Genomic DNA, 26,453 nt, shown 5'->3' on the forward strand with positions numbered 1-26,453 from the left:
GCCGCTATTGCTCAGCCTTTTATAATCTGAGCAATGTACCTCCTTACTCTATCCGACCTCAATCAAACTATTCATACTAGCCCAGTACAAGAGCCACCTCTTGTTCCTTCCTATCTGCAAGAACGCTTGCAACTGCTTGTCAAGCAAATTTTAATGGGATTACCTGTCGAGCCAATTCTCAACAGTCACCCCCAGTTCCAGCAGTGGGTTTTCCAGCTCAAAGAACTATCGCCATCACTGTTTTTACCGCAGCGAAAACTGTTTGTTGACATTCCACTTCAAACAAAACTAGACCGAACAAAAAGGGGAGTGACAGAAGAAAATTCTTCCCCTTCTCCTCTTAAAGTGATACAAGTCCGTACAAATGTGGGTTTAGTCAAAGGAACACCCAGACTATTTGAGTGGGCGATTCGCCATCCTGTACTGACTTGGCAAGACCGAGTTAAGTTATGGGTAGCTGCCGAATTCTTCGAGATCGAGCCTCACAAGCTACAACTGATTATTTTGGCACTGCACCCGACTCAACAAGCAGAAAAAGTTCTGTTTGCCTGGGACAGCAAGCAACACCGACACACTCAAAATTGGCTTTTGACTACCATTGAACGAGAGAGAAAACAAACAGTTATCAAGCTCAATGGTCATCTAACACCTCAACCGAAGGAAGTAGCAACAGCTATCAATTTGGATGAAGTCAATTTGGATGAAATCAATTTGGATGAAGTCAACGAAGTGTCGATATAATCTGTTTACATTTTATTGCCATCCTCCTATCGAGAGATATCCACCCTATTGCCGACGCAATCGCCCAAAAATTAATACTTTTCTTCTCTCCATAGGAGGATGGCACTCTTTAATATGAGAAAAAACAATAGGTATGGATAAATGTAGTAGGAATGTTAGCCGTGACTGCAACTACCGCCACCCAACCAAAAACAAGCCAACTAAAAACCATCCTGATAGTTGAAGATGACCCGATGATGCAGCTCGGTCTACAGCATATCCTCAATCGCCAACCCCATTTAACAGTTGTCGCACAAGCTGTTAACGGCAACGAAGCCGTCAGTGCTGCACTGCAACACCAACCAGACATCGCCCTGATGGACATTGACTTACCCGGAATCGACGGTATTGCAGCCGCGCAGCAAATCAGAGCCGCACTGCCGCATACTCGCATCCTGATGCTCACCCACCACAGCAATCCAACTCAGGTAATGGCGGCTTTGTCAAGCGGCGCTCACGGCTACTGCGTTAAAGGCACTAACGCAGAACAACTTCTAGCAGCGATTACGACTGTGCAAGAAGGTGGCAGTTACCTAGACCCTAAGATTGCCGACTGCGTGCTGCAAAATCTCAAAACGCCACTGCCCGAAAGCTATGCGAATGACGACATCAAGCTGACAGAACGGGAAATGCAGGTTTTGCAGCAGCTAGTTGAGGGTAAAAGCAATAAACAAATCGCCGCTGGGCTAGGCATGAGCGTCCACACCGCCAAAGGTCATGTAGAGATGATTATAGCTAAATTTGAAGCGAGCGATCGCACCCAGGCAGCAGTTAAAGCATTGCGCTTGGGGCTGGCTTAACCTTTGGAATGCAACTTCTAATTGTTCTAAAAAAAGTGGTTCGTGAAGCCCAGCCATCGCGTAGCAAATTATGACATCTTGTCAATCTTCAAACTTTGGCAATGTCAACCAAAACCTCGCTCCTTTTCCCAATTTGCTATCAACGCCAATCTCTCCGCCGTGAGCCTCAACAATTTGCCTGCAAATGAAAAGTCCCAATCCCAATCCTTGTCTTAAACTAACTCCAACTCCCCTCGTATAAGGCTCGAATAATCTTGCACATTGTTCGGGCGAAATTCCGGCCCCATTATCTGCAACCGTACAGCGAACCATCTCACCTTCCTTTTTAGCTTCTACAGTCAAAATAAACCCAGACTGATTGTATTTAACAGCATTGTCGATCAGATTGCCAAACACCCGCCATAGCTGCTGGGCATCAGCATTGACTAAAGGCAAATCTGCTGCAAAAAGCTGCTTAACCTTGACTCGATGCTGGCTGAGAATTGGTAATCTTTCAATAAGAATATTTTGGACTAAAGTGGGCAGCGACAGCGGCTTCATGGCTAAAGAAGCACTTTTCACATCAAACTGTTGTGTTGCTGTTAGTGACTCAATCAACTGGAGTTGGCGCGAACAACTTTGCACCATAACCTCCACAGTCCGCCTATCAATAACAATGTTGCTGCCAGCATCATTGAGGCGACTTCGCAGCAGCAGCGACATTCCTGATAGAGGCGATCGCAAATCGTGCGAAACAGCGTGCAACAGCATTCTTAAATTGGCTTCTGCTTGCTGTCTTTCTTGAATTTCCTGGCTAAGCTGAACATTTTGTGTAGCCAATTGCACGTTAGCGCAGCGAAGTTGCTGCTGTAAACGCTGCATTTTAAGTTGGGCAGATACCCGCGCTAACACTTCAACAGGCTCAAAAGGTTTTATAATGTAGTCAGCACCGCCCGCCTCAAACCCTTTTACTTTGTCAAATACGTCATCTAAAGCGCTGATAAAAATTATAGGGATATCACAAGTAGCTTCAGATGCTTTAAGTTGACGACAAACTTCATAACCATCCATACCGGGCATTTTTATGTCTAGCAAAATCAAGTCTGGCGCTTGCAACTCTACTGCTTTTAAAGCTCGCTGTCCACTAATCAACTTCCTGACTTTGTAACCGTTTTCAATTAGCACTTGAGAAAGTAGTTGAATGTTAGCGGGAATATCGTCAACAATCAAAATGTCAGCCAAAAATTGTTTAGTTTGCTCCATCATCTATCGCCACCAAAGGACAGAGTTTTGAGTTTTTTCCGAATATTGCCAACCGCTATTTTCCCAGCCGCGCTGTTCGCACCAGCAGCATTAACAGGCGACTTAACATCAGCCACAGTCACGGGTTCTTCTGGATCGTTCGGATGTGGCAGCAATTGGTAAGCGAATCGAATCCGCTGATCCAGCTCTTCATCTATATTGAGCAGTTTACCCGTCTGCTGCTCGACTGACAAAGCTTTTGCCCGCTTTTCAAGCTGCGGTCTGATGCTGCTGTCCCACAGTTGTTCAGACTCTTTAGCTCGCTTTATGTCGCCGGGCCGCACCGGAATCTTGAGAGGGTAGGGAAATAAAGCTTCCGTCCCCGTTGCGTAGGCCGGTGAAGTGATGACGCACTTGCCTTGAGGAAACCTCAGAATTTCGTCAGGACTAATCAGCGGTTTCTTTTGCAACTGTTCGCTCCAGTTGACAGAACGGCTCGTTTGCTGCCCCGTCGAGCTGCCGGTCGATCGATTTTTTACCAGCACTTCCACTTCCCCGTACCGCTTAGAATATTTCTCGGCTGTCTCAAAATCGCCGGGGTTGAAGAGGACATGAGTTGACAGAGCACTGGCGATCGCAGCCCCTTTTTTATCCCCATAGAGATTATAGAGTTGATTGAGCGATTGAATGCCAACAATCGGTACGCCACCAGCAGAACGATATTCGTTAGCCCACTGATCCATTCTGTCGAACTTGAGAGACGGAAACTCGTCTAAGCAGTACAAAAATGGGTCAGAACGTACCCGACTCAAATTAGACACCACACATAAGTGAATAGCAGCAGCTAACAGCGGCCCCACTACAGTGCGTCTTTGGTCATCTAATTTGAAAATAATGCACTTTTTGCCTTCTAAAGCAATTGGAATGGTGCTGCGACCAATAAATGCCCGCAACAAATCTTTTTGAATGAAACTGGAGTAGGTTGCCTCTGCGGTTGCCTTGATGCCCGCCACTGTTTTTTCAGCATCTTTTGAACTTAATAACTGCGAAAAACTAGAGGCAATCCACCTATCCATTTTGAGGGGATGACCGTCGGGTCGGTGAACGGCGTGGTCGATGCGCTTGACCAAATCAGGCAGTTGAATAATTGCGTACACAAAAGCTAAATCCGGGTAAGGACTGCTTTTTGCCAACTGCACTAAACCCTTCGCCATCAACTCGCCTGCTTTCTCAAAAAACTCATTGCCTTTACTCTCCCCTGGACTAGCATTTCGAGCAATAACTTGTCCAATTTCTGCTGCCATTACTGCATCTTGTGCATCTCTCATAAAATCCAGAGGATTGATAGTGCCGCTGTAAGCTTCCCCTGGCGCAAACACTTGCACATCGTAGCCATAGCGCACTGCAAGGGGTGCAAGCACTTTCATCTGGTCTCCTTTTTTGTCGTAAATAATGGCAGGAAAACCTTGCTGGAATGCACTTTCAACCATCCGGTCAATGACGCTGAATGTTTTGCCAGAACCCGGAGCACCAATGACTAAAGTTCCGCGTTCTGCGTGGGGAAACCAAACCGTCGGATTTGCACCTAATAGCGTTTGCAATCGAGCACTCAATCCCTGACAACCTTTAAACCAATAAGTCGGCGTACCGCTCCACAAAGTAACGGGCTGCCGTTTTTTTTCTTTCATTTGCTTGAGGGCAGAGCCTGTGGCTGCCAATTTTTCAGCCGTCCCGCAGAGCCGCCCGGAGGTAATTTTACCTTTCCCGTTTCCAACTAATTTGGAAGCAATAAGTAAGCCTGCCATTAGCCCTAACATTGCCAGTCCCTCTGGCTTCATAAACTGACCCAACAACCCGCCAAAATCTATGCTAGTTAACGAACGTTTAGGAGGTTGAACGGCCATTGGTATCAAGGTAGCTTTGTTAATTTTAGGCAAAAATTGCAAATTGTTCATTTTTTTTACCTCTTAAAAAACTAAATGTTTCCGATAGCGGCTATCGCCTCAAGGGGGAGACCATGACAAAAATAGGTAAACAATGGTAAGAAGCAATAACGCGAAATCTCCCAGTAAGACAGTACAGAATTCTAGTGGAAACTCCAACAGGCAAAAGAACAAGAGTGCTGATTATTACGAGATAGATCCGGAGCTATTCAACAGTGATTACAACCAAACTCGCAAGCCCTCTTTGCCCTACGGAATCGTGATTAACGATAACCCAGCAGGTATTTTGCTTCCGAACGACCAGCTTGTCAAAGCGGAATGGCACGTAATGCCTAATGTTGAGGAATTGACAACGGTCGAACTAAGCGAAGAAGTGACAGGCTTACTGCTCCAAAAAGCGAGAATGTTGGTATTAGCTTTTGTGCCTGAGTACATCCGCTACAAAGATATTGAAGAAAATGGAGAATTAGCAGGTAGTTTTATTGGGCTTTACGACGAATATCGCGATTCCCTCGATAAAAAGACGCAGGAAGTGTGTTCCGAACACGCTCTCATCTTTCTAAATCCCAAAAACCAACCTCTGCATCAGGTACCGATTGTCGTCCGCTTCAAGAATGTAGCTCTCTGGAGCTTTAAGAGCGCTAGAGAAGAATTTTACCGCAATTTGGAACGGGCATTTGCTGATTGCTTTGGGAGAGATTACAGCGGTAAAAATGACAAGTGGCGCTCTTTGGGAGTGTTGAATGTCGAGTTTAGAGCTCTCAAAGAAGGGGAAGGCAAAAATAAATCGTTTTGCTGTAAAACTCACAGCATTACTCAGCCAACTGATGCTAATTTTCATAAGCTATTTCTCGGTCAAAAACCACAAAAGAAATTGATTTGGGGACTGCACAATAACATTGCTGGCTTCATTGACGCTAGCGATGCCCAGTTGCCAGCTATAGCTGCTGGTGCGGAACCTGAAGTCCAGGCGTTGCCAGAAAGCGTAACTAACCGCAAAAATCGAGGTAAATTGTCGCCCCCTCGCAAAATTGCACAAGTTGAAGGAGGAACCGACTCAGAATTAGAGGAGTTAGATGAATTTTCCGAGGCGGCTGAGGTTGAAGTTGAGGTTGATTCAGAAGAAGATTTTGACTTCGATGAACCTGCCCACTACTAAACACTAACCATCTTTGAAAAGCTGGCTGTCAGCAAGTTGATAGGTAAGGCCGTCGTAGCAAAATTGAAGCTGGCGGCGGCCTTGTTTGGAAAGCTGATTCACTCCTAGACAAGGCAAACCCTCGTGCGAGGAACTGTCAGCCTTAAACAAAGGAGTTTTCGGCGGTTTATGGGGGTCGAGATAAGCTGTAAATACTTCTGTTGGCATTTGACTTGAATCATTAGGAATTAAGTAGCCAACATAAAGGCAGCCTTTTGTACCGCACAGAGTGGAATTATTGAAATCATAAAGGTTCAGCCGTCCTACCGAGCCATTAACTTGCCACACTCGCATTCTCTTAATTGCTTCCGCAGCAGCACTTTGCCCAGCCGCTACTTTGAGTTCTGGAAGGCTGCTGTGTTCCTTTACAATTAGGGTTAAAGTTTCTTTTGGAGTGACTCGCAAAGCTTGTTGCCAAGAAGCTGGTGCAGTTGTTGCTGAACTAGAATTTGTGCAAGCAACTGTCCCCAATAATAGCGACAGGGCGGTAAAAACTGTCAAACCAATGCGAAACCAGTAACCAAGTTGATTTAACCAAACCGGGGGGTTGACAATCTTTTGGGTGCCTGCTGTTTGTTGCTTAACTCTATTTTGTTTAACCATTTGTTACTCCACTCCTACAAAATACAAGAAAAAACAGGACACTAAAGCCGAAGAAAAAGACAATAAAAGAGAGATTGTTTGGCTGAGCTAAGCTGTTGTATGTCTAAATCTTACAGTCAATTTTTATGACTGACTTCGGGGAATACAAAACGACTCTACAATTTATATCCTGAACAGCTTAGAAGTCATATCTAATCAGTTGACATCGAAATTATTATCTCTCTCTTCTCTTTCTCTGTGTCCTCTGTGCCCTCTGTGGTTTAATCATTCCGATACCACCAATTTTGATATCAATGCCATAAAATTAATGGTTTCAACAATTAAAAACGTCCTGGTTGTAGAGAATGTTGTTACAGTTGTTAATAACTTGCTTTTCCACCACCTCTTTCCCCTGGTTCAATGGGAGAGTGCAGCCGTGCCAAAACTAATTGCTAGTCCCAAACCGATTAGAATCATAAAAAGTTGCTGCTTTCGCTTGTAAAAAAGTCGAATTAAGAACCACATTCCCATCAAAAAAGAGCTAATGAACAGCGCAACCTTAATACTCCCACTAGCATTTAAAGTAATGCCGGAGCCGACCGAGTTGCTGATGCCATTGCTGTCACCAGAATTAGCTTGGCAATTACCAGTGGTCTTGTGGTTATAAAGCTCTCGAACTTTTTCTCCGTACTGTTTGAGAGAGTAGCCGCCTAAAATGTTGGAATAGCTGGCATCAATTTTACTGCCAAAACCCCCAAAGTGTTTTTGCGCTACTCGCTCAATTAAGCGATCGCCCTTGAAGACCTGCCCAGTTTTAGGGTCAATTTCCTGTTGGCTGCTGACTAAGTTCTCAGCTAGAGAGTTTTGCAAGACTTTATCCTGAACAGCAGGAGGAAAATATTGGAAGAGTTCCTCTCTTGTAGGTTTTTGGCCTTTGTTGACGTTCAGGATAAAGTTAGCCCCCCCTGGAATTGAGCTGACAGCACGCTGCACGTCTTCCCGGTAACTCATCAATTGATAGCGACCGATCGCCCGCCCGCAGTTGCGAGATCCTTCGGTACAAACCATCTCGCCAATGGCTTCGTAGTCGGCACTGGCTGCACTTTCCAAATTGGTGATTCCTTCGGAAAGCTTTGCTAACGCCTCCCCTAATGAAGCTACATCCACACCGTTAACGTAAGTTGCGGGGCGCGCGCACTCTCGCTTGGATTCAGGTAGAGGCTGAGTTGGTAAAGGGTTTTCTTTAGTTTGATTTGAACTCAGCGGCTTTGAAGGTTTTGTTTCAGAGGCGACGCCTTTTGAACGCGAAATACTGTTAGAAGAACCGCCCTCTAATCGACCGACAAATATCGGCGAATTAACGCTGTAACTGAGAAACGGAACTGGGCCAATAATGTAAGGCGATTTGCCGCAGGGCAAACTAAACCTGAAGTACAGAGCCGTGTCAACAGTATCGCTGGTCTCTGACGGCTCCATTACCACTACTTTAAACACTTCCCCAAAAGGATGCCGGCCCGTCGGTTCCCAACCGCTCAAACAGCCAGAACCACCTCGCACTTCCTGATATTTGCCGCTAATCCACTGCTTGCCTTCTAGTGGCCCTGTGGCGCGGCGACCGACGTTTTCCATGTCGTCGAATTCGATATAAGCGCAATCTTTCTCGCAGGCTACCGCAAATCCTTCTACATCAGAACCAGAAATTGTGTTATTGCGCTTGCTCTCGTACCGACTGTAAATCATGTCAATTCGCATGATTGTGCTGCCAATAGACGCAATAGGAACCGGAAAATTAGAAAGCGGGACTTGACTCAGCAGCGGAATATTGCTGATGAGTTCCTCTGACCAGCCAGAGAACTGTTCTAAATTTACGCTATTAAGGTTAGGGATTTGGGCTAGCGCAAACTCAGATAGGTCAATTTGGTTAAGTTTTGCCTGCGCTAGTTGCGGTACTTGTTTTACAGCTTGACCAATTGGTAATTGGTTGATGTTAGAGTTCACTCCGGCTATTTGAGAAGATAAAGAAGCAATTGGAGGAACATCGCTCAATTGAAATTGGCTAAGATTCGGAACAATTTCAGCCAAGTGACCGACAGTTTGCTTACCAGCTAAGGGAAATGCTGACAAGCTGATATTTTCTAAATTGATATCCCCTAGTGCCAATTGTTCAATTGCTTGCAAAGAAAGAATTTCAGGTTTTACATCGTTAATGTCCCCCAGCTTCAAGATATTGTCAACAGAAGTGCCGGCTTGCCAGCTTCGACCGCCAGAACTTCCAGAACTAGCAACGGCGGGCAGGGAACTAAAGGTAATCTGGCTCCAATCTGGCTGCAAAACTCTAGATTGTTCTTTTTCCCAAATTTTAGTAGGTAAGGAACTGGCGCTAGCAATTGATGGAAAGCTTAAGAAAGTAATGCAGATGAAAGCAAAAATTAGGCAGAGTGTACTGGCAGCTATTAAGGCAGAGCCTATCTGGCTTGATTTTTTTAACTGCTTTGGACTGTTCATGGGAATCCTATTGATGTTACTCACATTAGGTAAAAAAAGCTGCTCTATTCTTTCTAATTTGGAAAAACTTTAAACGGTTTTTAAAACATTACGAAAAATAGAGCAGTATTGCAGAAATAACCCATCAGCTAAATCTCCCTCTCCCCCTCTCCCCTCTCTCCCTCTCTCCCTCTCTACCTTTCTCCCTCTTTTCCTCTCCATTTTAGGAATTACCCAAAAACCCGCTATTTCTATGTAATTCCGTCATTTTAGGTTGAGCATGAGAACGAGAAACTGGTTTTTTTAGGTTGATAGTGCGTCCAGGACTGCATTTCTCCATCTTCGCTTTTTTCTTTAATCAAGCTCCAGTTCCAACTGTGGATTCGGGCGGACTGCTGAATCTGTCCAAGGAGTATCTGCTAGGTTAGACAAGTCATACACATTTTCTTGGTAAGCGTTGTCAAAATTACCTTGGCGAACTTCTTTAGATGACGAGTAACCGACAGTCAAATCGGGTGCCGATTCGTAACCGGAGTTGTTATAGCCGGAATTAGGTTCAATCGATGAATTCTGCATGGTTTTTCTTAGTTTATGTGGTCAATAATTCCAATTTAAATCGCATCGCGTTCCTGCAACTTCATTCCTGTGAGCGATTTCGTTCAGTAAAAATTACCCCCTCTAAATGGAGGGGGTGGCTTTAGGAAGGTTGCCTAACGGCTCTCAGCACTGGGCAATGCTACGAAGTCGAGAAAAATGTCTTTAAGAAAGTTAAGAGAGGTGACAAAGTGCGATCATCGCGCACTAAAATCTTTGGTTTTGCAGTTATCGCGGTGTAATAGGTAGAATTCTAAACACAGAGCGGGTTTCATCTACTGAAATTAATGCCCCTCACTCAATTTGTGACTCGAATTTACGCAACACTTCCACAACCAAACTCTCTATATTGGCAGGCAGTACGTCTTGAATACGCACTTGAATTACAAGGAGTTAGCCGCGACTGAAAATGTCTTCAATGTCCCGTGAACCGTGCAGAACACGAATTACATCTATTCCATTTTCAATTTCCCGATAGAACACCACATAATTGCCGATCGGAAAGCTGTGCAACCCAGCTAACAGTTCCTCACGCCTTCTGCCCAATCCTGGATTACGTGCCAAGGTTTGCAGTTTTCCCTCAACGCGATCTAAAAACTCGTCAGCCCGATCTAAACTATCATCAGCGATGTAGTCCCAAATATCTAGCAAATCCAGTTCAGCGCGTGGGCGTTTAACGATCGTGGCCATTACTGCGGTTTCCTCCGCCGACGCTGCCGCGCTTTTGCCTTGATTGCTGGCATATCCAAGGGAGTTGCCTCACCGCTGTCTAGCCCTAGCTGAATCTCCTGTCGCAATTCCTGCAAGCGAGTTTGCTGGAATTGTTCCCGTTCTTTCAACAGGCGCAACCCTTCACGGATCACCTCGCTGGCAGAATAATATAGTCCGCTTGAGACTTTCTCTTGGACATACTGCTCTAACTCCGGTGTCAAAGACACGTTCATGCCTGAGTCCTCCTGTAATTTGGGCTATTCCATTTTGGCTTTAATAACAGGGAATAGCAATCGTTGTTATTATTGTACTAAAAAACTAGCTCTTGTGTACAAGCGAGCTGAGAAATTATTAAAGTAACTCTCGCGATCGATCTAAATGAACTAATCATGCCCCAAGTGGGTTTCCAACTAAGCCGATAAAAATCAAAACAGTCAATTACAAGCCTGTAAAAATGTCTTTTAAGAGGGAGTAGGAACTAAAAGCTAAAGAATCCCCATGCTTAAGAAAGGGGATATGACGCAGATTGGGATGCCTTCAAAGCTACCAAATTCCTTCCGCATTTTTATTTTAAATTTTTCATTATGTCCAAGCAAATCACTTGGTTGGGTGCGAGAACACCTCCGACTTTGATTACTTGCAGCTCTCCGGTTTCGTGGGGATATTGTGCTTTAACTTGGGCAATTGCTGCATCTAAACTAGATGCCTGAGCAATATACACCTTCTCAAGAGCACTTAGTACCCAAATAGGTTTGGGCCACTTATGTCGAGGTTGAAGAATTGAATAGTGAATCACTTGACCAGTATACTGAACAATTTCCTCGATCGCAGTTTCCGAACAAAACTCCCCCAATTCTGACTCAATACATTGTTTGAGTTCTTTCGCAGGAATCTGCTCAAAAACTGATTCTAAGAGCATTAATGCCGGTCTTGTCTGCTCTAATTGAGTGTGTTCCTGCACGACTAATGACTCTACGAAATGACTGACCTGGTTGATGATTGAGTCAAAATCTAGCTCCATCAATAAATGACCTAAATACTCCCTTAACAAATTTCTTAGCTTTTCATCAGAGATATTCATACCGCCGGTTTTCAGATAAACTGAAGGTTTATTACCCAAATTCCGACCGCAGCCAACTTCTCCATTAGCTGCATCTTCTGCTTCTATCAGTTCCATCAAGCGCGGATAACGGGTTGTATCATCTATTGTGGATTGCGGCTGGGAGGGAATTGAGTTACTCATAAAAAAGCTCGGTAAGTGGGAAACTCAGTTACATTATAGTCATAATCTTTAAATTTAAATTCAAACAAAATTTTCCCATCCACCTTCCTCTAAAAAATTTTTTTAAAATCTAATCGTTCCGAATTAAAGTCGCACTTAACAGTGCTGCATCGGTGAAGTTCATACATCTGAGTTCACCGTTATGAAAAAACTGCTCGCTATCGCTCTAACAAGCATTTTGCTTTTAATGGCAACAGACGCTAACGCAGTCGTCTGTAAAAAGATTACAGATGGCAAACCAGGTTTCGACTTTTTAGGTGGCACTTGGGATAGCCAAAACAACTGTTACCGACTCTAAAGTTGGCAACTATTTTAAATCAAAACCAGGCAACTACTGGTTTTTTTTAGACCAACCGCCATCCTTTATGTCTCTTACCTTATTCCTAAAGTTCAGGACTTAAATTGATTTACCAAAAACCGACTTATAACTCAATACGCTTGGGTTAGCGCTTTCAGATGAATTTCATTTCACGGATTTTTTGGAATTCCCGACTTGTGAAAGGAAGTCAAATTGTTGTGAACCCAAGCCTATTGACTTAAAACTCGTATACTTCCCAAATAAAACCCATTATCCTCAAGCTACCTAATCTCGAATACCGGCTTAAAAACAGTAAAACTTCGTGCATTATTGACAGAAAGATAGCCTTTTATTTTTTTTAGAAAAGCAAGTAATTATGAAACCTACTCCGCTAAACCAGCAGAAACAATCAACCGCTATTCCAACTTCTTTGACGCCCGAGAAACTTAAAATAGCTCAGTTCCCAGTTACACTTAAAACCCCTTACCAACTGATCGATACTGCTTTCAATCTTGAAACAGCCCTTCAACCATTCCAACAAGCAAAAATTATCGGTATAGACTGCGAAACGACAGGGCTTGACCCATATCAAGCCAAAATTAGATTGTTACAAATTGCCATTCCTGACCATCCAGTAATCATTGTAGATTTATGGGCAATTGAACCGAGTTCCCTCGAACCATTACGCTTGCTTCTAGCCAGTCCTGCACTGAAGGTAGGTCACAACCTCAAATTTGAATGGCAAATGCTCACTTTTGCCGGACTGGAACCATCCAAACCCTTTTTCGATACCTATTTGGCTTACCGAGTGCTGACGGCGGGACTAAAACGCCATTTGTCCCTAGAGGCTGTCACTGAGAATTTGTTGAAAGTAAAGCTAGACAAAACGCAGCAAGTTAGCGATTGGTCGGGAAACTTAACACTCGCTCAACTGCAATATGCTGCTACCGATGCTGCAATCTTACTCCCGCTGGCTGCTGCTCTGCAACAAAAATTGAAAGCTTCTAAGCTTTGCAAAACTGCTTTACTAGAGTTTGCCTGTCTGCCTGCGGTGGCTTCTATGGAACTCAACGGAATGCTTTTAGATAGAGAACAGTGGAGAGTTTTGGGAGTGAAGCTCTGTCATCAACGCGACTCTCTTTTAAAACAAATTAATTCGCAACTCCATCGACCTAACCCTCACCAACAAATCTCTCTGCTGCCGGAATTTACGGATACAATTAATCCTCGCTCTCCCAAGCAAGTTCTAGCGGCTTTGCAAGAAAAAGGCATTCCTGTTACTTCCACTAACTCTCAACATTTAATTCCTTTGCAAGGCGAGTATCCTGTGATTCAAACACTGTTAGAGTACCGCAGCTTATCTACTCGTATCGACACTTTTACTCTGGGTTTGCCAGAACACATTCATCCGATTACAGGGCGCATCCATCCCAATTGGTTTCAGATTGGTGCTAGATCAGGACGGTTTAGTTGTCGAGAACCGAATTTAACGAATATCCCCAGAGATAAGGAAACCCGACAGTGTTTTAAAGTAGAACCCGGTTGTGTCCTGCTGAAAGCCGATTACAGCCAGATTGAACTGCGGATTATGGCGAAGGTTTCGGGCGATCGCACGATGGTGAAAGCCTACTCTCAAGGGGAAGATTTGCACTCTCTGACCGCTTCTTTGGTGCTGGCAAAACCCTTATCGGAAATTACTCTCCAAGACAGACAGCTCGGTAAAATTATTAACTTCGGTTTAATTTATGGCATGGGAGCACAGAAATTTAAGAATATGGCTCAAGCAGAGCATGGAGTCACTTTAACCCTGCAACAAGCTTCACACTTTCGTAAGAAATTCTTTGAATCCTACACAGGTATCAAACGATTTCACGCCAAAGTTCGGAAGGCCTGGAGCCGAGGTATCCGAGAAAGTCGCACAGTCTTAGGCAGAAGGAGATTATGGTCAAAAGATACTAAACCGCTGCTTAATGAAATGCTAAATAACCCAATTCAAGGGATGAGTGCTGACATTACTAAACTCGCTCTTGCTCTACTTTTTCTGCCTCTGAGCAGCACTGGTGGTAAACTGATTTGTGTCGTTCACGATGAAATTTTAATAGAGTGTCCTCTTGAAGAAGTGAGGCCAGTTAAAGCCTTGCTTAAAAAATGTATGGTGAGAGCTGGGAATAAGTTTCTCTCTCCGATTCCTTGCGAGGTAGAAATTAAGGTAATGGAAAGTTGGGGAGGGTGAGAGATTAACGGGGAAAGAGTGGGGAGTGGGAGTAGGGAGAAACCGCACCGCAGCCATAGCCATTGCTGTGAAATTTCCACTTCCTCACCACTCTCCTAACAGTCGCAGCACGATTCCTCCCTAACCTCCCACCCGTAAACAACGGTAGTCCTGCATAGTCAGTATAATTATGAGTTTTATTTGATAGATAAAGTGGCGTTATACTCATGAATAAAATACCAAAGAGCTACCGATATGATTGGAAAGTATTTTAGAGAATGAAAGACTTTTTATCGCCAATTGATATATTCTTGGTCTCATGGTAAGTAAGTCGGTGGGAAAGTTTACAACTATGTAACAAAAAATTAAGTGGCGCGCTCGGAGCTAAATTTAATTCGTTTTGTACGATAGTTTCCTTTTTTCCCTCTAGCTTCTACTCCATTAATTACGGCATAAGCGAGCTCTAATTCATCCTCAAACAAATGTCGCAGCTAGCTCGTCTTTTTTGATATGTTGCCACTCCAATTCTATCGGATTCATTTCTGAACAATATTTGGGTAAAAATAAGATATATAGACCCTGGCTTTCCCATTTCGACCATAATTGTTGAACTTCCTGACATTTATGTATCGGGCCATTATCCTGTACTATTACTCTGATTCGTTTACTCTCAGAGGCTTCTAGGGCTTCTGATTCCATCATTCTGATATAAGCTTTTCGATCTACACCGCCAATTACCAAACCGTAAACAAAGCTGATTTCATGTTGCAGAAGCCCTACAATACTTAATCTACGACCACGCCTCTTCGTTTGTTCGAGCCTTTTTTGTTGACGAAAGTTTGTAATAAGTGTAACCAGGTTCGCTTGGGAGCTCAAAATCCTGATTCATCTAAATATTTTAAGTCGATTTCTCCCGCAGCAGCAGCCAGTTCCAGCATATCTAAGTCGGCTTGTTTAACGGGAGCGTGCTACGATTTCTTGTTTTCCTTTGTGGCTCTTCCTCGCTCGTTTCCAAATAAACCCTTTTTTTTTAGTATTCGTCTTAATCGATCCGGACTTAGTTTAATAGAACGCTCTTTTTCTAATTTCTGGGCTAATTGAACGCTGTTGTAAGTACGTGGTTCATTTTTGAGGCATTCTGTTAAAAACTCTATGTCTTCTTCTTTCCACTTCGGTTTTCCCCCTCTACCTGGTAATTCCCAAAGCCCTTCCATACCTAAATGCAGCCATTTATGTAAAACCTCTCTCACAGTTTGTGGAGTCCAATTAAAATGAGCCGCTATTTTTTCAACCTACGGGCCATGTGCATTTAATCTAATTATTTCTGCGGGCGTCTTTGACTTTTTGTGGAACATCCGTAGTTCTCAGTTTTAATAGGGTTTTATCTTGCTCTTGACTGAGAAATACCCTTAATCTAGCGCCCATATATTGAGTTACCTCAGTAGACGTATTCTCTATGTTTACTTATTTTAACATACTTTGGTTTTTTCTCACCGACTTACTTATTATTAAATTTTTCTATATAGTTTGTCTGACCAGTATCCTTTCCAACGGCTCTATGTCTTTTTTGAGGAAAAACTATCCCATAAGCACTCCAAAAGTCTGTATAGCTTACAGCACATTGACGATATACCGCTGGCAAAAAATCCCAATTTTCTCGAGCATTAGTTTGATCTATTTTGCCAATATAGTCGTTTTAAATAAGAGTGAGACACTAAACACTACAATAATCACGAATAATCTCATCCAGAGATGTGCCTATAGGTGCATACATTCGGGTTCTCTTTAAAGCACTAAAATCATGCTCAATATCATTGAGATCGGGAGAGTATGTCGGTAAAAACAATACTTGATGACCTGTTGCTTCCACTAATTATCGAGTCACCGCCTTTCTCTGAATTGGCGAATTGTCCATAATTAAGACTGAAGGGATTTTTAATGACGGTAATAAATATTTTAATAACCATCCTTCAAACCCTTCTGCATTCAGACTTCCTATAAATACCATTGGGGCAATTAAATCTTTTTCTTTTTTTCTTCTTCCCGCCACCAAATTCTCTTTTCTTACCCGCTTTCGGAGTCGCTCCCCATAGATTTTTCTCCCTCTTTTTGACCACCCGTAAATTATCGCCTGAATTTATTCAAATCCTGACTCATCAATAAATACAAGACTTTTGCTTCCATGTATCAAGATTAACTCTCGCAAGTCTCTATAGTATTTTATTCTAGCTTCTCTGTTTCTTTCTCGGTAACGTAGTTCTTTTTTTTTCGAGTAATTTTCATTTCTTTAAGAGCATAAGATATGGCACTTGCTCTTACCCCAAACTTCTTGGCTCTGTCGATTAATCTGGTATCTGAATTCTCTTTTACATCCTTTTCTAAGGCTTGCCAATCTAGTTTTCTCTTACACCTTTTTACCTGTGTGGCTCTAAGGTCGGTCCGCCCCAGCCACCGATATATCGTTGCCCTCCTTACCTGAAAAAGTCCGGCCGCTTGAGCGATACGACCACCATTTTCTACATAATCCACTACTCTTTTTCTCAAATCAATACTGTAAGACATTTTCCTAGTGGCTTCACTATTTTTATTCATTTTACCTCATTTTTAAATAGTCTCATACTTATTTGAAACGAGTATATATACTCCTACAATTTCTTTGGAAAACACATCAATTGCCAACAAAATCCGCTGCTTATTACCCTTATATTCTACAAATGAGCACATCTCATCACATTAAATTATTAGCTTTCCTTTTTTTTTACTTCACTTTTACTTGCCTCTTGACGGTTCCCAACTTTTTGTTAACATAGTATTGTAGCCAGCTTTCTGAAACCCCCGTCCCCTAAAAATTACAGCCCGAGATATCTTTTTTAATAAAAGTTTATTTATCAACTTTCTTGTTTCTTAGGAAATCGGCTGATGTCTGGGATCAATTACAAATCCTCTAGCACAAGCTCCATATTTAAAACTTTGTTTACCATTGTAAGTGGAACCATTTTTTACAATATATTGAGAAGCGCATGTGGGATATTTAATAAGCGAAAACTTAAGGCAGGTTGAATAAGTAAATTCTAACAAATATTCCTGAATATGCAGGACTACCCGTTTTTGTTGGGCTACTAATATGAGATAAAGCTACTTTTTGTTGCTGACAATTACAGCAAAAACAACCTAATTCCGCTCTATAGCCAGTTACCGATAAGGATAAAGGAGGCCCATTTAGCGGGGTGTATATTCTTGTTTTGATTAATCAGCGCCTTCTGTGCTTCCTTTAGGGCTTCTGCTTTGCTCATTTGCGATCGCAAGTTATCGTAAAACTTAGCGACTAATTCTTGTGTAAAAGCATCGTCAACGTACCAAAGAGAAGCCAAAGCACTTCTGACGCCTGCTTGCACCGTAATGCCAGCCATACCTAGGGTAGCACGGTCATCTCCTATACCGGTTTGACAAGCCGTGAGTGCGAGCAACTCCACTGGTTCTGTACCTTTGCTAAAACGGCGAATATCACTCTCTAGCTGAGTAATTGTAATCTTCTCATTATTACCCGTCACTAAAAAGCTATCTTCTGGAATAGTGCCAAATTGACCGTGAGTGGCAATGTGAATAATCGGGTAAACCGTTTGTTTAAGTTCTTGCTCTAAACTCTCAGGAGTAAATTGTTCGTCCAAGAGTTTCTTGCTACCTGGAAATAGCTGGACAACTCGATCGACTTCATTAGTGACATTTGCCAAAGGCTTAAATTCTTCACCATCAACGGTAGCCGCTTCGGTTAGCCCCAAAGCTAAAGTCCGCAGACTTTGAAAGTTTAGGGATTTAGGGGAGGTCAAACGCAACCCAGGAGTCGTAGCAATGGCGTATTTCTGAACTAGAAATTCTTCACCATCGTGGAGTGCAGCCATCGGTACGCTGCGTAATAACCCATCTTGGATGAAAACGAGAGTTTTGATTTTTGTTGGGTCTAAATCAGAGGCGAAAGGGCGAATCAGCGAGTTATATAGATTTTGTGCTGGTGTTAAAAAAGCGTCAGTAGGATCGTAAAATTTCTGAACTTCTATACGAAAATTTTTGATTTGTTCTATAAGTCTTTTACTATCGTCGATCCAGACTAGCCGTTTAAATCTTCTTTTAGTATTTGGCTTGGCTTTCTGGTCAGAGTTGGGTAAACTCACCACAATCGCCGTTCGATCTTCCAAAATTATCGAACTAAAGACAGCAGTGTCTTCTCTTTCTAAGTCATCAACTCGTTCCGGCTCAAAAACGGTAAAGACACACTCATTGCCGAAGTAATTTTGCAATTCTGCTAGTTTCAAAGAATCGATCGTGTTGAGTGCAGAATCGAGTTCCTTTTGGTACTCTTGACTTGCAATGGGTAGCAATTGGGCACGCTCTAGCTTTAACTGAGCAAACTCACGGTAGAGAGGAGTAATCGTATCCCGAAAACTAAATTGCAAGTCTCGCTGGGTAATTAACAGATTGTCTCGAATACCTCCCTCACCTTCTAAAATTGCGATCGCGCGTTCGTAAGCAGCAATTGCCTCAGATTCTTTCCCCTGCGCCTTAAATATTCGTCCCGCCTGCCACTCCCACAAATAAAGACTATCTTTAGCAAGTAAGTTTTGGTCTGCTGCCAATCTTGCCTGTTTGGTAAAATCTAAGGCTTTATTGTAGTCTTTGCGGCATTCATAGAGATGACTGAGTTTACCTAAAGCAAATGATTCGGAACGAGAATCTTTAATGCTTCGAGCAATAAAAACAGCTTTTTGCAGGAGTTCCTCTGCTTGTAATTCGTTGAGTTTTCGCGACCGACATTGAGATTGAAATGAAGTATAATTAATAGAATCAACAGGTTGTTCTATTTCGGCTAGATCGATTGCTGCATAAACTTTATTGGGAGAATCGGAGATGCTATTAAGTAGGATTAGAGCTTCTTGCAATACTTGCTCTGCTTTATTAGTGCGATCGGGTAAGTTTGAATATTTTGGGCGGTAATAAAGTTGAATCAAATTGAGAAGCGATCGCATTTGACTGGCTCGATCGTTTTGATTGCGGGTTAGTTCGAGACTGCGATCGAAATAACCTAAAGCTTTTGTGTAATCAGAAGTAGCTTTTTTGATGAATTCATTAGCCTTATTTTCTGCATTTCTGAACTTAGCAGAATCAGCACGCTGCTCGTTCAGTTGAGCTTTACTAAAGTAAGCATTACCGAGACTATTAAGCACTGAGGCGCGATAAACTGGGGGGTTAATCTCCCGGACAATCTTTAAGCTAGCCTCTAGAGTTTCAATGGATCGATCGTACTTTCCCAGTCGGCGATACGCTTCTCCCAAACTTCCCAAAGCCGCCGCTTCTCCCTGGCGATCGCTAAATTTTTGGGCAATTTGCAAAGCACTTCCTTCACTTTTAAGGCAAATTTCATCAGCCTCAGAAGCACCGCATAAAAGCGCGATCGCTTCTCTATTTTGCCCCAAACGGCTGTAGGTTTGAGCGAGTTCTGTGAGTAACCGTCCCACCTTTACGAAATCTCCAAAGGAGTGATAGTTGGCGATCGCACCTTTCCAATAATCGATCGCTGAGCCGAATTGACCGATTTGTTGATAAGCTATGGCTAGTTTTTCTCGAACGATCGCCTCATTAGCGCGATCTTTAGTGCTTTGATAGGCGGTTAAGGCGCTTTGCCAAAATGCGATCGCTCCTTGCACGTCTCCTATTTTATATCGTTCAATTCCTTGTTGTACGAGCTGGCTGGGATTGGGAGACTGTGCTGTTGCTACTTCTGGCCATCTTAGTTGTAAAGGATTAAAAGAAACATGACTTAGCCCCAGGCAAATGGTGAGGCTGGTTAGGAATAAAATTACCAGCAAGTGGCGGACACAGAATCGGTGGTGTCGGCTTGGCATAGTAGTGATATGGTAGGTTCTGTTGAAGATTTTAGACAAAGCTTTACTCACCTCTTGCAGCATTCTCGATTTTGCTACCTAACCCGCCCGGAGTTTAAACTCCGGGCTAATAGCTTAAGTCCACTTAAGTGGACTGAAATCCACCTACACTCAATATTTAGTCCTCTTGAGCGAGGACTTTCGCTGTTAGCCAGGGACTTAAGTCCCTGGCGGGTTAGGTGAACGCCTGACTTCATATCGACATTGATTATTGTTAATCAAGCTAACATTTCCCGATCGCGTGATTATAATGCTCGCAAGGAAACTCCAGTAATAGATTTCTTAACATGATGGCTCAAAGCTGGTTCGATCGATGTTGGCAGTGGCAGATTGGGGGTTGTGTTGCCATATTTGGGACACTCTGTGCGATGGGGGGCGATCGGGTTAATGCTCAAATCGTGCCTGACAATACACTGGGGGCTGAAAGTTCTGTCGTTGCACCCAATGTCAATATACGGGGTATTCCCAGCGATCGGATAGATGGTGGAGCAACTCGCGGCGCTAACCTGTTCCACAGTTTTCAGGACTTTAATGTGGGGAAAGGCAGGGGGGCTTATTTTGCCAATCCCACGGGAATAGAGAACATTTTAACTCGCGTCACGGGCGACAATCCTTCTAATATTTTGGGCAGGTTAGGGGTTTTGGGTGAGGCAAACTTGTTTTTGCTCAATCCGAACGGGATTGTATTTGGCCCGAATGCGACTTTGGATATTCAGGGGTCATTTGTGGCGACAACAGCCGATCGCGTACAGTTAGGTGATACTGGCTATTTCAGTGCCGCACAACCCCAAACAAGCAGTTTGCTTTCTATCAGTCCGGGAGCTTTGTTTTTTAATGCAGTTGCCACTCAACCGAGTTCGATTATTAACCGGGGAAATTTAGCAACACCGAAAAATCTTACCCTATCGGCGGGCAATCTGGACTTGCAGGGACAGTTAAAAGCTGGGGGAGATTTAACGTTACAGGCGCAAGATACTGTGAAAGTGCGCGATAGTGTGACGACTCCATTCCTAGCTAATTCAGGTGGAAATCTAACAATTATTGGCAATCGAGGGATTGATATTTTAACGTTGAATTATCCAATACAAACACCGTTTATCAGTGGAGGTAATCTCAGTTTAATCGGTGATGGTGTTATTTCTCTTGATGCTCGCTTTAGTAGTGGTGGCAGTTTTTCAATTCAAAGTTTATCGGGGGGATTGGCAAATTTTGTCAGCTTATATGACCCAATTATCAGCAGTAATGGCGATGTGGATGTAGCGGCTAACTATACAGGAGCATCGTTGTTAGTCGAAAGCAAGGGGAATATTCGCATTCAGGGTGATATTAATATTACTGGCCCGGATACTAACACTTTGCCAGCCGGGCAAGATACTGCCACTTTGAGTGCGAGTTCGGCATTAATTCTGCGATCTGGGCAGAGTTTTTTGGCCTATGGGGGTGTTAATTCTGGGGCAGTGCCTAATGCTAGCAATGGACTTGTGCCTCCGGGAATTACGCTGGGTGGAAATGTAACTTTACAGCCTGGGGGAATAGTTAATTTATTGGCAGCATCGGGGAATGTGAGTACGCGAGGGATCGTCACCAATGGAGGCGCGATCGATGTTAACAGTGCCGAGTCAATTACCACTAACGGGCAAAATCTGAGTACCAAGAATGGCGACGATTTTGAAGCGTACTTGAAAGATCGTTCTACATACACTGGTTCTGGACAACCCGCTCTTGGAGGAGGGGCAATTAGCCTATTGGCTGCCAACGGCAACATCACCACTGGCAATTTAAACTCTTACTCGTTCTCGGTTTTGAACGCAGCCTCTGAGGGGGGCGACATTCGCCTCATCGCCTCCAACGGCAGCATTACCACTGGCCCTTTGCGCTCTTTCTCGTTCTCTGATTCTGGCAATGCAGTTCAGGGGGGCGCGATTTCCTTAACTGCCGCCAATGACATCAATATCACTGGCGATTTGATCTCTGACTCGTCCTCTGGTTATGGCAATGCAGTTCAGGGGGGCGCGATTTCCTTAACTGCTGCCAACGGCAGCATTACCACTGGCGATTTGTACTCTGACTCGTCCTCTGGTTATGGCAATGCGAGTCAGGGGGGCGCGATTTCCTTAACTGCTGCCAACGGCAGCATTACCACTGGCGATTTGTACTCTGACTCGTACTCTGGTTATGGCAATGCGAGTCAGGGGGGCGCGATTTCCTTAACTGCTGTCAACGGCAGCATTACCACTGGCGAATTGAACTCTGCCTCGTTCTCTCAGGGTTCTGGCGATGCAGGTCAGGGGGGCGCGATTTCCTTAACTGCTGCCAACGGCAGCATTACCACTGGCGCTTTGGGCTCTTACTCGGACTCTAATTCTGGCAATGCGAGTCAGGGGGGCGCGATTTCCTTAACTGCTGCCAATAACATCTCGATCGAGGGCGATTTGTACTCTTTCTCTTACTCTAATTCAGCCACAGCAGGTGAGGGAGGCGCGATTTTCCTCATCGCTAGAAGTGGGGATATTGTAGGAATTCCCCTTGAATCCTACGACAAAGTTCGCTCCCCAGTCCTTGGCTCCTTTTCTATATCTGAGCGAGGAACCGCAGGAAATGGCGGGAAAGTTACCCTAGAGGCGAAAAACAACGTAAGTAATCTAGAAATCTTAACTCTATCTTCTGACTCACAATCTGGAGCAGTTCAGGTAACAGGTCTGAGAGATTTATTGCTCGCGGATACTAACATTCTGACGAGCAAGCAGGTGACTATACGAGGTCCATTTGCAAGTGGTCGTGAATTCCTCACCTTGAATGTTGATGGAAACGGTCGATCGGGCAATGTTGATGTCTCCAGCTTAGGGAATCTCACATTCAACAACAGTTCCATTCAAAGTGACACCAAAGGCAGCGATCGAGCTGGAAATGTAACCGTAAACAGCCCGGGTTTAGTCACATTCAATAATAGTTTTATTAGGAGCAACACTAGCAGCGCAGGTGCCGCAGGCAGTATAGGTATCGAAGCCGGTCAAGGAATTACGCTTGTCGGTGGTACCGAACTTTCCACCTCAACCACAGGCAGTGGGAATGCGGGAGACATTACCCTAGACACCTCCACCTTAACCGTTGCCAGGGGAGCCCAAGTTTTTGCCAGAACGAGTGGGAGCGGCAATAGCGGTACAATTACGGCCAATGCCTCGACTGCCATGAACCTGGGCCTTGGTGTGGAAGATTTTTCCCCAGTTCTCTCTGTCGAAACCAGCAGCGCCGGTCAACCTGGAAGCATTATTGTCAATACCCCCAGCTTAACCCTCTCCAGCACCGCCCGGATCACTGCCACCGCCACCAATACCGCCACCAATCCACTGGGGGGCGGTAGTATCTCCTTAAATGCCTCCACTATGGATTTAGCCGGAGTCGTGGGCGTCTTTGCCGAAACTCAAGGACAAACCCCCGCCGGGACTTTAACCCTAAAACCCTATGGGAATCAATCCACCCTCAACCTCGCCTTAGCGCCCCAATCTTTAGCGTCTGCGTCTACTTCTGGTACTGGTAGAGGAGGAAACCTGATAGTACAAGCACCAGAAGCCATCACCATTCGCGGCGAGGGTCAACTTGCGGTTCAAACCACAGGTGATGGTGCTGCGGGAGAGTTGAGAATTGACACGCAACGACTCACCATTGCTGACGGTGCGACTGTATCAGCATCCACCTCCTCACAAAAGCCAGAAGGCACGGGCGGCAGTATCACCATCAACGCCCCGGAATCCTTCAACCTCGATCGAGCCAGTTTGCGCGCCCAGTCAACAGGCGCAGCACCTGCTGGGAATATCGCGATTAATACCGGCCGACTCACCGCCAATAATGGGACGATCGCAACTTCCGCCGATCGATCTTCCGGGGGAAGTATCAAGATTACAGCTTCTAATATTCGCCTATCGGGCAACAGTGACATCACCAGCAGGGTTAACTCAGGTGCAGGCGGTGGTGGCAACATTAACCTGAAAGCTGGCGACATCATCGCTTTCGACGACAGCGATATCCTCGCTTTTGCCGGCGAGGGCAGAGGTGGAAATATCACCCTCGACACTAGAGTCTTTTTCGGCGAAAGCTACCGTAGCGTACCTCGCAGCACCGATCCTGCTACCCTCAACGGCAATAACCGAGTCGATATTAACGCCACTGGTAATCTTGCTTCTGGAACGATCGTCCTACCCGATACCACATTCATCCAAAACAGTCTCACCGAGTTACCGGACGATCGGATTGACACCGACAGCCTTCTGGCCTCTAGCTGCATTGTCCGCCGCTCACGACCAACTAGGGGAAGTTTTACCGTCACGGGTACTGGTGGCTTACAAGAGCGCCCCGGAGATGTCCAAATGTCCGACTTTCCCACAGTAGACATAGAAACTTTACCCAGTGAGGGCACATTCTCAAATACCAACCCCAATCGTTCTTGGCAAAAAGGCGACCCAATTGTAGAACCCCAAGGCGTGTATCGACTGCCGAATGGGAAACTTGTTATGAGTCGAGAATGTCCTTAATTCACTAACAAAAATATGTACCCAATCTTCAGGTGGGTTGCCATTTCAAGCTCAAGCATCGCGACATCAACTTGTTTTACCCTCAGTGCGATCGCCCAATCCGCACCGCCACCAGGTGTCACCATTCCCCCTAACGCACCAGACGCGATCGAACAAACGATTCCCAATCCCTCTTTTACACCCCGTCCTCTCCCCGATGAAACGCCTTCACCACCACCCGAACCTGAACTGCAAACTCCCCCAATTCAAGAGTCACCTGAAGTTACTCCCCCGTCGGGCGATCGCTTTTTTATCAACAAAATAGAAGTGCTGGGAAACACTGTCTTGCAGGACGAAATTGCCAAATTAATTCAGCCTTACGAGAACCGTTCGGTCACGTTTGAAGAGTTGCTCGAACTGCGATGGGCGATTATTCAACTCTATATTAAAAACGGCTACATTACCTCTGGAGCCTTCCTGCCCAACAATCAAGACCTCAGCAGCGGTACAGTCAAAATTCAAGTCGTAGAGGGCGAACTCGATCGGATTGAAATCGGTGGGTTAAATCGATTGCGAGAAGGATACGTGCGATCGCGCCTCGAACTTGCCACCTCTACCCCCTTAAACCAGCAACGCTTAGAAGAAGCTTTGCAACTGTTGCAACTCGATCCGCTTATCGAAAGGGTAAATGCCGAGTTAACCGCAGGTAGCACTCCGGGCCGCAATATCTTGCGAATCAATCTCAAAGAAGCGCCTGCTTTTCACAGTGCGATCGCACTGGAAAACAACCAATCTCCCAGCATTGGTTCAGTCCAAGGCAGCGTACAAGTCAGTCATGATAATCTGTTGGGATTTGGCGATCGTTTAGCAGCCCAATACGGTCGTACTGAAGGACTCGACCTCTACGACATCAACTATACTATCCCCGTGAATCCTCGTAACGGTGCCCTTAACCTCCGCTATAACAATGGTAATAGCCGAATTATTGAACGAGAGTTCCGGGATATCGGTATTAGAAGCGAAACTCAAACCTATTCCCTCAATTTCCGCCAGCCCATTACCAGAACACCAACCCGTGAATTTGCATTAAGCTTAGGTTTAGATCGGCGTCGCAGCCAAACGTATATCCTCGACGATATGCCCTTTTCCTTCACAGAAGGTCCTGAAAAAGGCGAATCTAAAGTTACCGTAATTCGGTTTTCTCAAGATTGGGTCGATCGGGGCAGAAGACGAGTTTTAGCCGCCCGTTCTCAATTCAGTCTGGGGATAGATGCCTTTGATGCAACTGTCAACAACACTGGCACTGACGGGCGATTCTTTTCCTGGTTGGGACAATTTCAGTGGGTGCAGCAGTTATCATCCAGAAATGTGCTAGCAGCGCGAATTGATGCTCAGCTAACTCCAGATTCTTTGCTATCTTTAGAACGCTTCAGTATTGGTGGAGTCGATACAGTTCGCGGCTACCGACAAAACCAACTCGTTGCCGACAATGGCATCCTGGGTTCAGTTGAAGTTCGCATTCCCCTCGCGTCAGACCCCAGCGTACTTCAGTTAGCGCCTTCTTTTGAAATCGGAACGGTCTGGAATAACCAAGATCCTGACCCCGATCCAGCTACAATTGCCAGTTTAGGACTGGGTTTGCGCTGGCAGATTGCCCCCGATTTATCGTTGCGCTTAGACTACGGCCTCCCCTTAATTTCAGTTGGCGATCGGGGAAACTCGTTGCAAGATAAGGGCATCTACTTTTCAGTACGCTATCAGCCGTTTTGAAGCAGGCTGTAGAAGTTTACTAAGCCAATTGCAGATTTGTGCGATCGAATTTGCACAATTGTGCAATATATTATCTAGCTGATTTCTATATCATATAAAATGAAATTAATTTCATCACTTATAGCAGGAGTCAA

The 26,453-nt window shown here is 44.6% G+C and carries 15 protein-coding genes and 3 pseudogenes; 6 read left to right on the top strand and 12 right to left on the bottom strand.

Features of this window, described 5'->3' with window-relative positions; all coding sequences use genetic code 11:
* The first annotated feature begins 33 nt into the window (after positions 1-33).
* Positions 34-741 carry a hypothetical protein gene (locus tag QUA54_RS09500; protein WP_333414314.1) on the top strand — a complete coding sequence of 236 codons (708 nt, stop codon included), beginning with the start codon at positions 34-36 and terminating at the stop codon, positions 739-741.
* Between the two features lie 161 nt (positions 742-902).
* Entirely contained in the window at positions 903-1,580 is a 678-nt protein-coding gene (locus QUA54_RS09505; protein WP_333414315.1) for a response regulator transcription factor, read from the top strand.
* Between the two features lie 81 nt (positions 1,581-1,661).
* Here the strand turns inward: QUA54_RS09505 and QUA54_RS09510 are convergent, their stop codons facing one another.
* A complete protein-coding gene (locus QUA54_RS09510; RefSeq protein WP_333414316.1) occupies positions 1,662-2,825 on the bottom strand; it encodes a hybrid sensor histidine kinase/response regulator in 1,164 nt (387 codons plus the stop codon).
* Positions 2,822-4,756: a type IV secretion system DNA-binding domain-containing protein gene (locus tag QUA54_RS09515; RefSeq protein WP_333414317.1), complete on the bottom strand. Its 1,935-nt coding sequence runs from the start codon at positions 4,754-4,756 to the stop codon at positions 2,822-2,824. The genes QUA54_RS09510 and QUA54_RS09515 overlap by 4 nt, the downstream gene beginning before the upstream one ends.
* An 82-nt stretch (positions 4,757-4,838) precedes the next feature.
* Between QUA54_RS09515 and QUA54_RS09520 the strand changes: the two genes are divergently transcribed.
* Entirely contained in the window at positions 4,839-5,903 is a 1,065-nt protein-coding gene (locus QUA54_RS09520) for a DUF5895 domain-containing protein (protein ID WP_333414318.1), read from the top strand.
* A 3-nt stretch (positions 5,904-5,906) separates the two neighbouring features.
* Here the strand turns inward: QUA54_RS09520 and QUA54_RS09525 are convergent, their stop codons facing one another.
* From QUA54_RS09525 to QUA54_RS09550, 6 genes are all read right to left on the bottom strand, one after another.
* A complete protein-coding gene (locus QUA54_RS09525; protein ID WP_333414319.1) occupies positions 5,907-6,545 on the bottom strand; it encodes a hypothetical protein in 639 nt (212 codons plus the stop codon).
* A gap of 396 nt (positions 6,546-6,941) precedes the next feature.
* Entirely contained in the window at positions 6,942-9,029 is a 2,088-nt protein-coding gene (locus QUA54_RS09530; RefSeq protein WP_333414320.1) for a hypothetical protein, read from the bottom strand.
* Positions 9,030-9,362: 333 nt separating this feature from the next.
* Complete coding sequence (locus QUA54_RS09535; RefSeq protein WP_193976750.1) at positions 9,363-9,584, bottom strand: hypothetical protein; 222 nt, start codon at positions 9,582-9,584, stop codon at positions 9,363-9,365.
* 411 nt (positions 9,585-9,995) lie between these two features.
* Positions 9,996-10,292, bottom strand: a complete 297-nt coding sequence (locus tag QUA54_RS09540) for a type II toxin-antitoxin system RelE/ParE family toxin (RefSeq protein WP_333058482.1) — start codon at positions 10,290-10,292, stop codon at positions 9,996-9,998.
* Entirely contained in the window at positions 10,292-10,546 is a 255-nt protein-coding gene (locus QUA54_RS09545) for a type II toxin-antitoxin system ParD family antitoxin (RefSeq protein ID WP_333058483.1), read from the bottom strand. The genes QUA54_RS09540 and QUA54_RS09545 overlap by 1 nt, the downstream gene beginning before the upstream one ends.
* A 332-nt stretch (positions 10,547-10,878) precedes the next feature.
* Positions 10,879-11,556, bottom strand: a complete 678-nt coding sequence (locus QUA54_RS09550) for a hypothetical protein (RefSeq protein WP_333414321.1) — start codon at positions 11,554-11,556, stop codon at positions 10,879-10,881.
* 713 nt (positions 11,557-12,269) lie between these two features.
* Between QUA54_RS09550 and QUA54_RS09555 the strand changes: the two genes are divergently transcribed.
* Entirely contained in the window at positions 12,270-14,126 is a 1,857-nt protein-coding gene (locus QUA54_RS09555) for a bifunctional 3'-5' exonuclease/DNA polymerase (RefSeq protein WP_333414322.1), read from the top strand.
* A gap of 453 nt (positions 14,127-14,579) precedes the next feature.
* Here QUA54_RS09555 and QUA54_RS09560 read toward each other — a convergent pair.
* From QUA54_RS09560 to QUA54_RS09575, 4 genes and pseudogenes are all read right to left on the bottom strand, one after another.
* Positions 14,580-15,530: pseudogene (locus QUA54_RS09560) on the bottom strand (IS630 family transposase).
* 82 nt (positions 15,531-15,612) lie between these two features.
* Positions 15,613-15,756: pseudogene (locus QUA54_RS09565) on the bottom strand (IS1 family transposase); the annotation flags it as partial.
* Positions 15,757-15,819: 63 nt separating this feature from the next.
* Positions 15,820-16,667, bottom strand: a pseudogene (locus tag QUA54_RS09570) (IS630 transposase-related protein).
* A gap of 620 nt (positions 16,668-17,287) precedes the next feature.
* Positions 17,288-20,002: a CHAT domain-containing protein gene (locus tag QUA54_RS09575; RefSeq protein WP_333414323.1), complete on the bottom strand. Its 2,715-nt coding sequence runs from the start codon at positions 20,000-20,002 to the stop codon at positions 17,288-17,290.
* A gap of 326 nt (positions 20,003-20,328) precedes the next feature.
* Here QUA54_RS09575 and QUA54_RS09580 point away from each other — a divergent pair, with 326 nt between their 5' ends.
* Complete coding sequence (locus QUA54_RS09580; protein WP_333414324.1) at positions 20,329-24,570, top strand: two-partner secretion domain-containing protein; 4,242 nt, start codon at positions 20,329-20,331, stop codon at positions 24,568-24,570.
* Positions 24,571-24,585: 15 nt separating this feature from the next.
* Positions 24,586-26,319, top strand: coding sequence for a ShlB/FhaC/HecB family hemolysin secretion/activation protein (locus QUA54_RS09585; RefSeq protein ID WP_333414325.1), 1,734 nt, complete (start codon positions 24,586-24,588; stop codon positions 26,317-26,319).
* Positions 26,320-26,453 lie beyond the last annotated feature (134 nt).

This window comes from Microcoleus sp. MOSTC5 (genome assembly GCF_036701825.1).
Classification (GTDB): Bacteria; Cyanobacteriota; Cyanobacteriia; order Cyanobacteriales; family Microcoleaceae; genus Microcoleus; species Microcoleus asticus.

Coding starts and splice junctions, on each gene's coding strand:
- QUA54_RS09500 (WP_333414314.1), top strand. CDS start 34: ATGTACCTCCTTACTCTATCCGACCTCAATCAAACTATTCATACTAGC.
- QUA54_RS09510 (WP_333414316.1), bottom strand. CDS start 2,825: ATGATGGAGCAAACTAAACAATTTTTGGCTGACATTTTGATTGTTGAC.
- QUA54_RS09515 (WP_333414317.1), bottom strand. CDS start 4,756: ATGAACAATTTGCAATTTTTGCCTAAAATTAACAAAGCTACCTTGATA.
- QUA54_RS09520 (WP_333414318.1), top strand. CDS start 4,839: ATGGTAAGAAGCAATAACGCGAAATCTCCCAGTAAGACAGTACAGAAT.
- QUA54_RS09525 (WP_333414319.1), bottom strand. CDS start 6,545: ATGGTTAAACAAAATAGAGTTAAGCAACAAACAGCAGGCACCCAAAAG.
- QUA54_RS09530 (WP_333414320.1), bottom strand. CDS start 9,029: ATGAACAGTCCAAAGCAGTTAAAAAAATCAAGCCAGATAGGCTCTGCC.
- QUA54_RS09535 (WP_193976750.1), bottom strand. CDS start 9,584: ATGCAGAATTCATCGATTGAACCTAATTCCGGCTATAACAACTCCGGT.
- QUA54_RS09540 (WP_333058482.1), bottom strand. CDS start 10,292: ATGGCCACGATCGTTAAACGCCCACGCGCTGAACTGGATTTGCTAGAT.
- QUA54_RS09545 (WP_333058483.1), bottom strand. CDS start 10,546: ATGAACGTGTCTTTGACACCGGAGTTAGAGCAGTATGTCCAAGAGAAA.
- QUA54_RS09550 (WP_333414321.1), bottom strand. CDS start 11,556: ATGAGTAACTCAATTCCCTCCCAGCCGCAATCCACAATAGATGATACA.
- QUA54_RS09555 (WP_333414322.1), top strand. CDS start 12,270: ATGAAACCTACTCCGCTAAACCAGCAGAAACAATCAACCGCTATTCCA.
- QUA54_RS09575 (WP_333414323.1), bottom strand. CDS start 20,002: ATGCCAAGCCGACACCACCGATTCTGTGTCCGCCACTTGCTGGTAATT.
- QUA54_RS09580 (WP_333414324.1), top strand. CDS start 20,329: ATGATGGCTCAAAGCTGGTTCGATCGATGTTGGCAGTGGCAGATTGGG.
- QUA54_RS09585 (WP_333414325.1), top strand. CDS start 24,586: ATGTACCCAATCTTCAGGTGGGTTGCCATTTCAAGCTCAAGCATCGCG.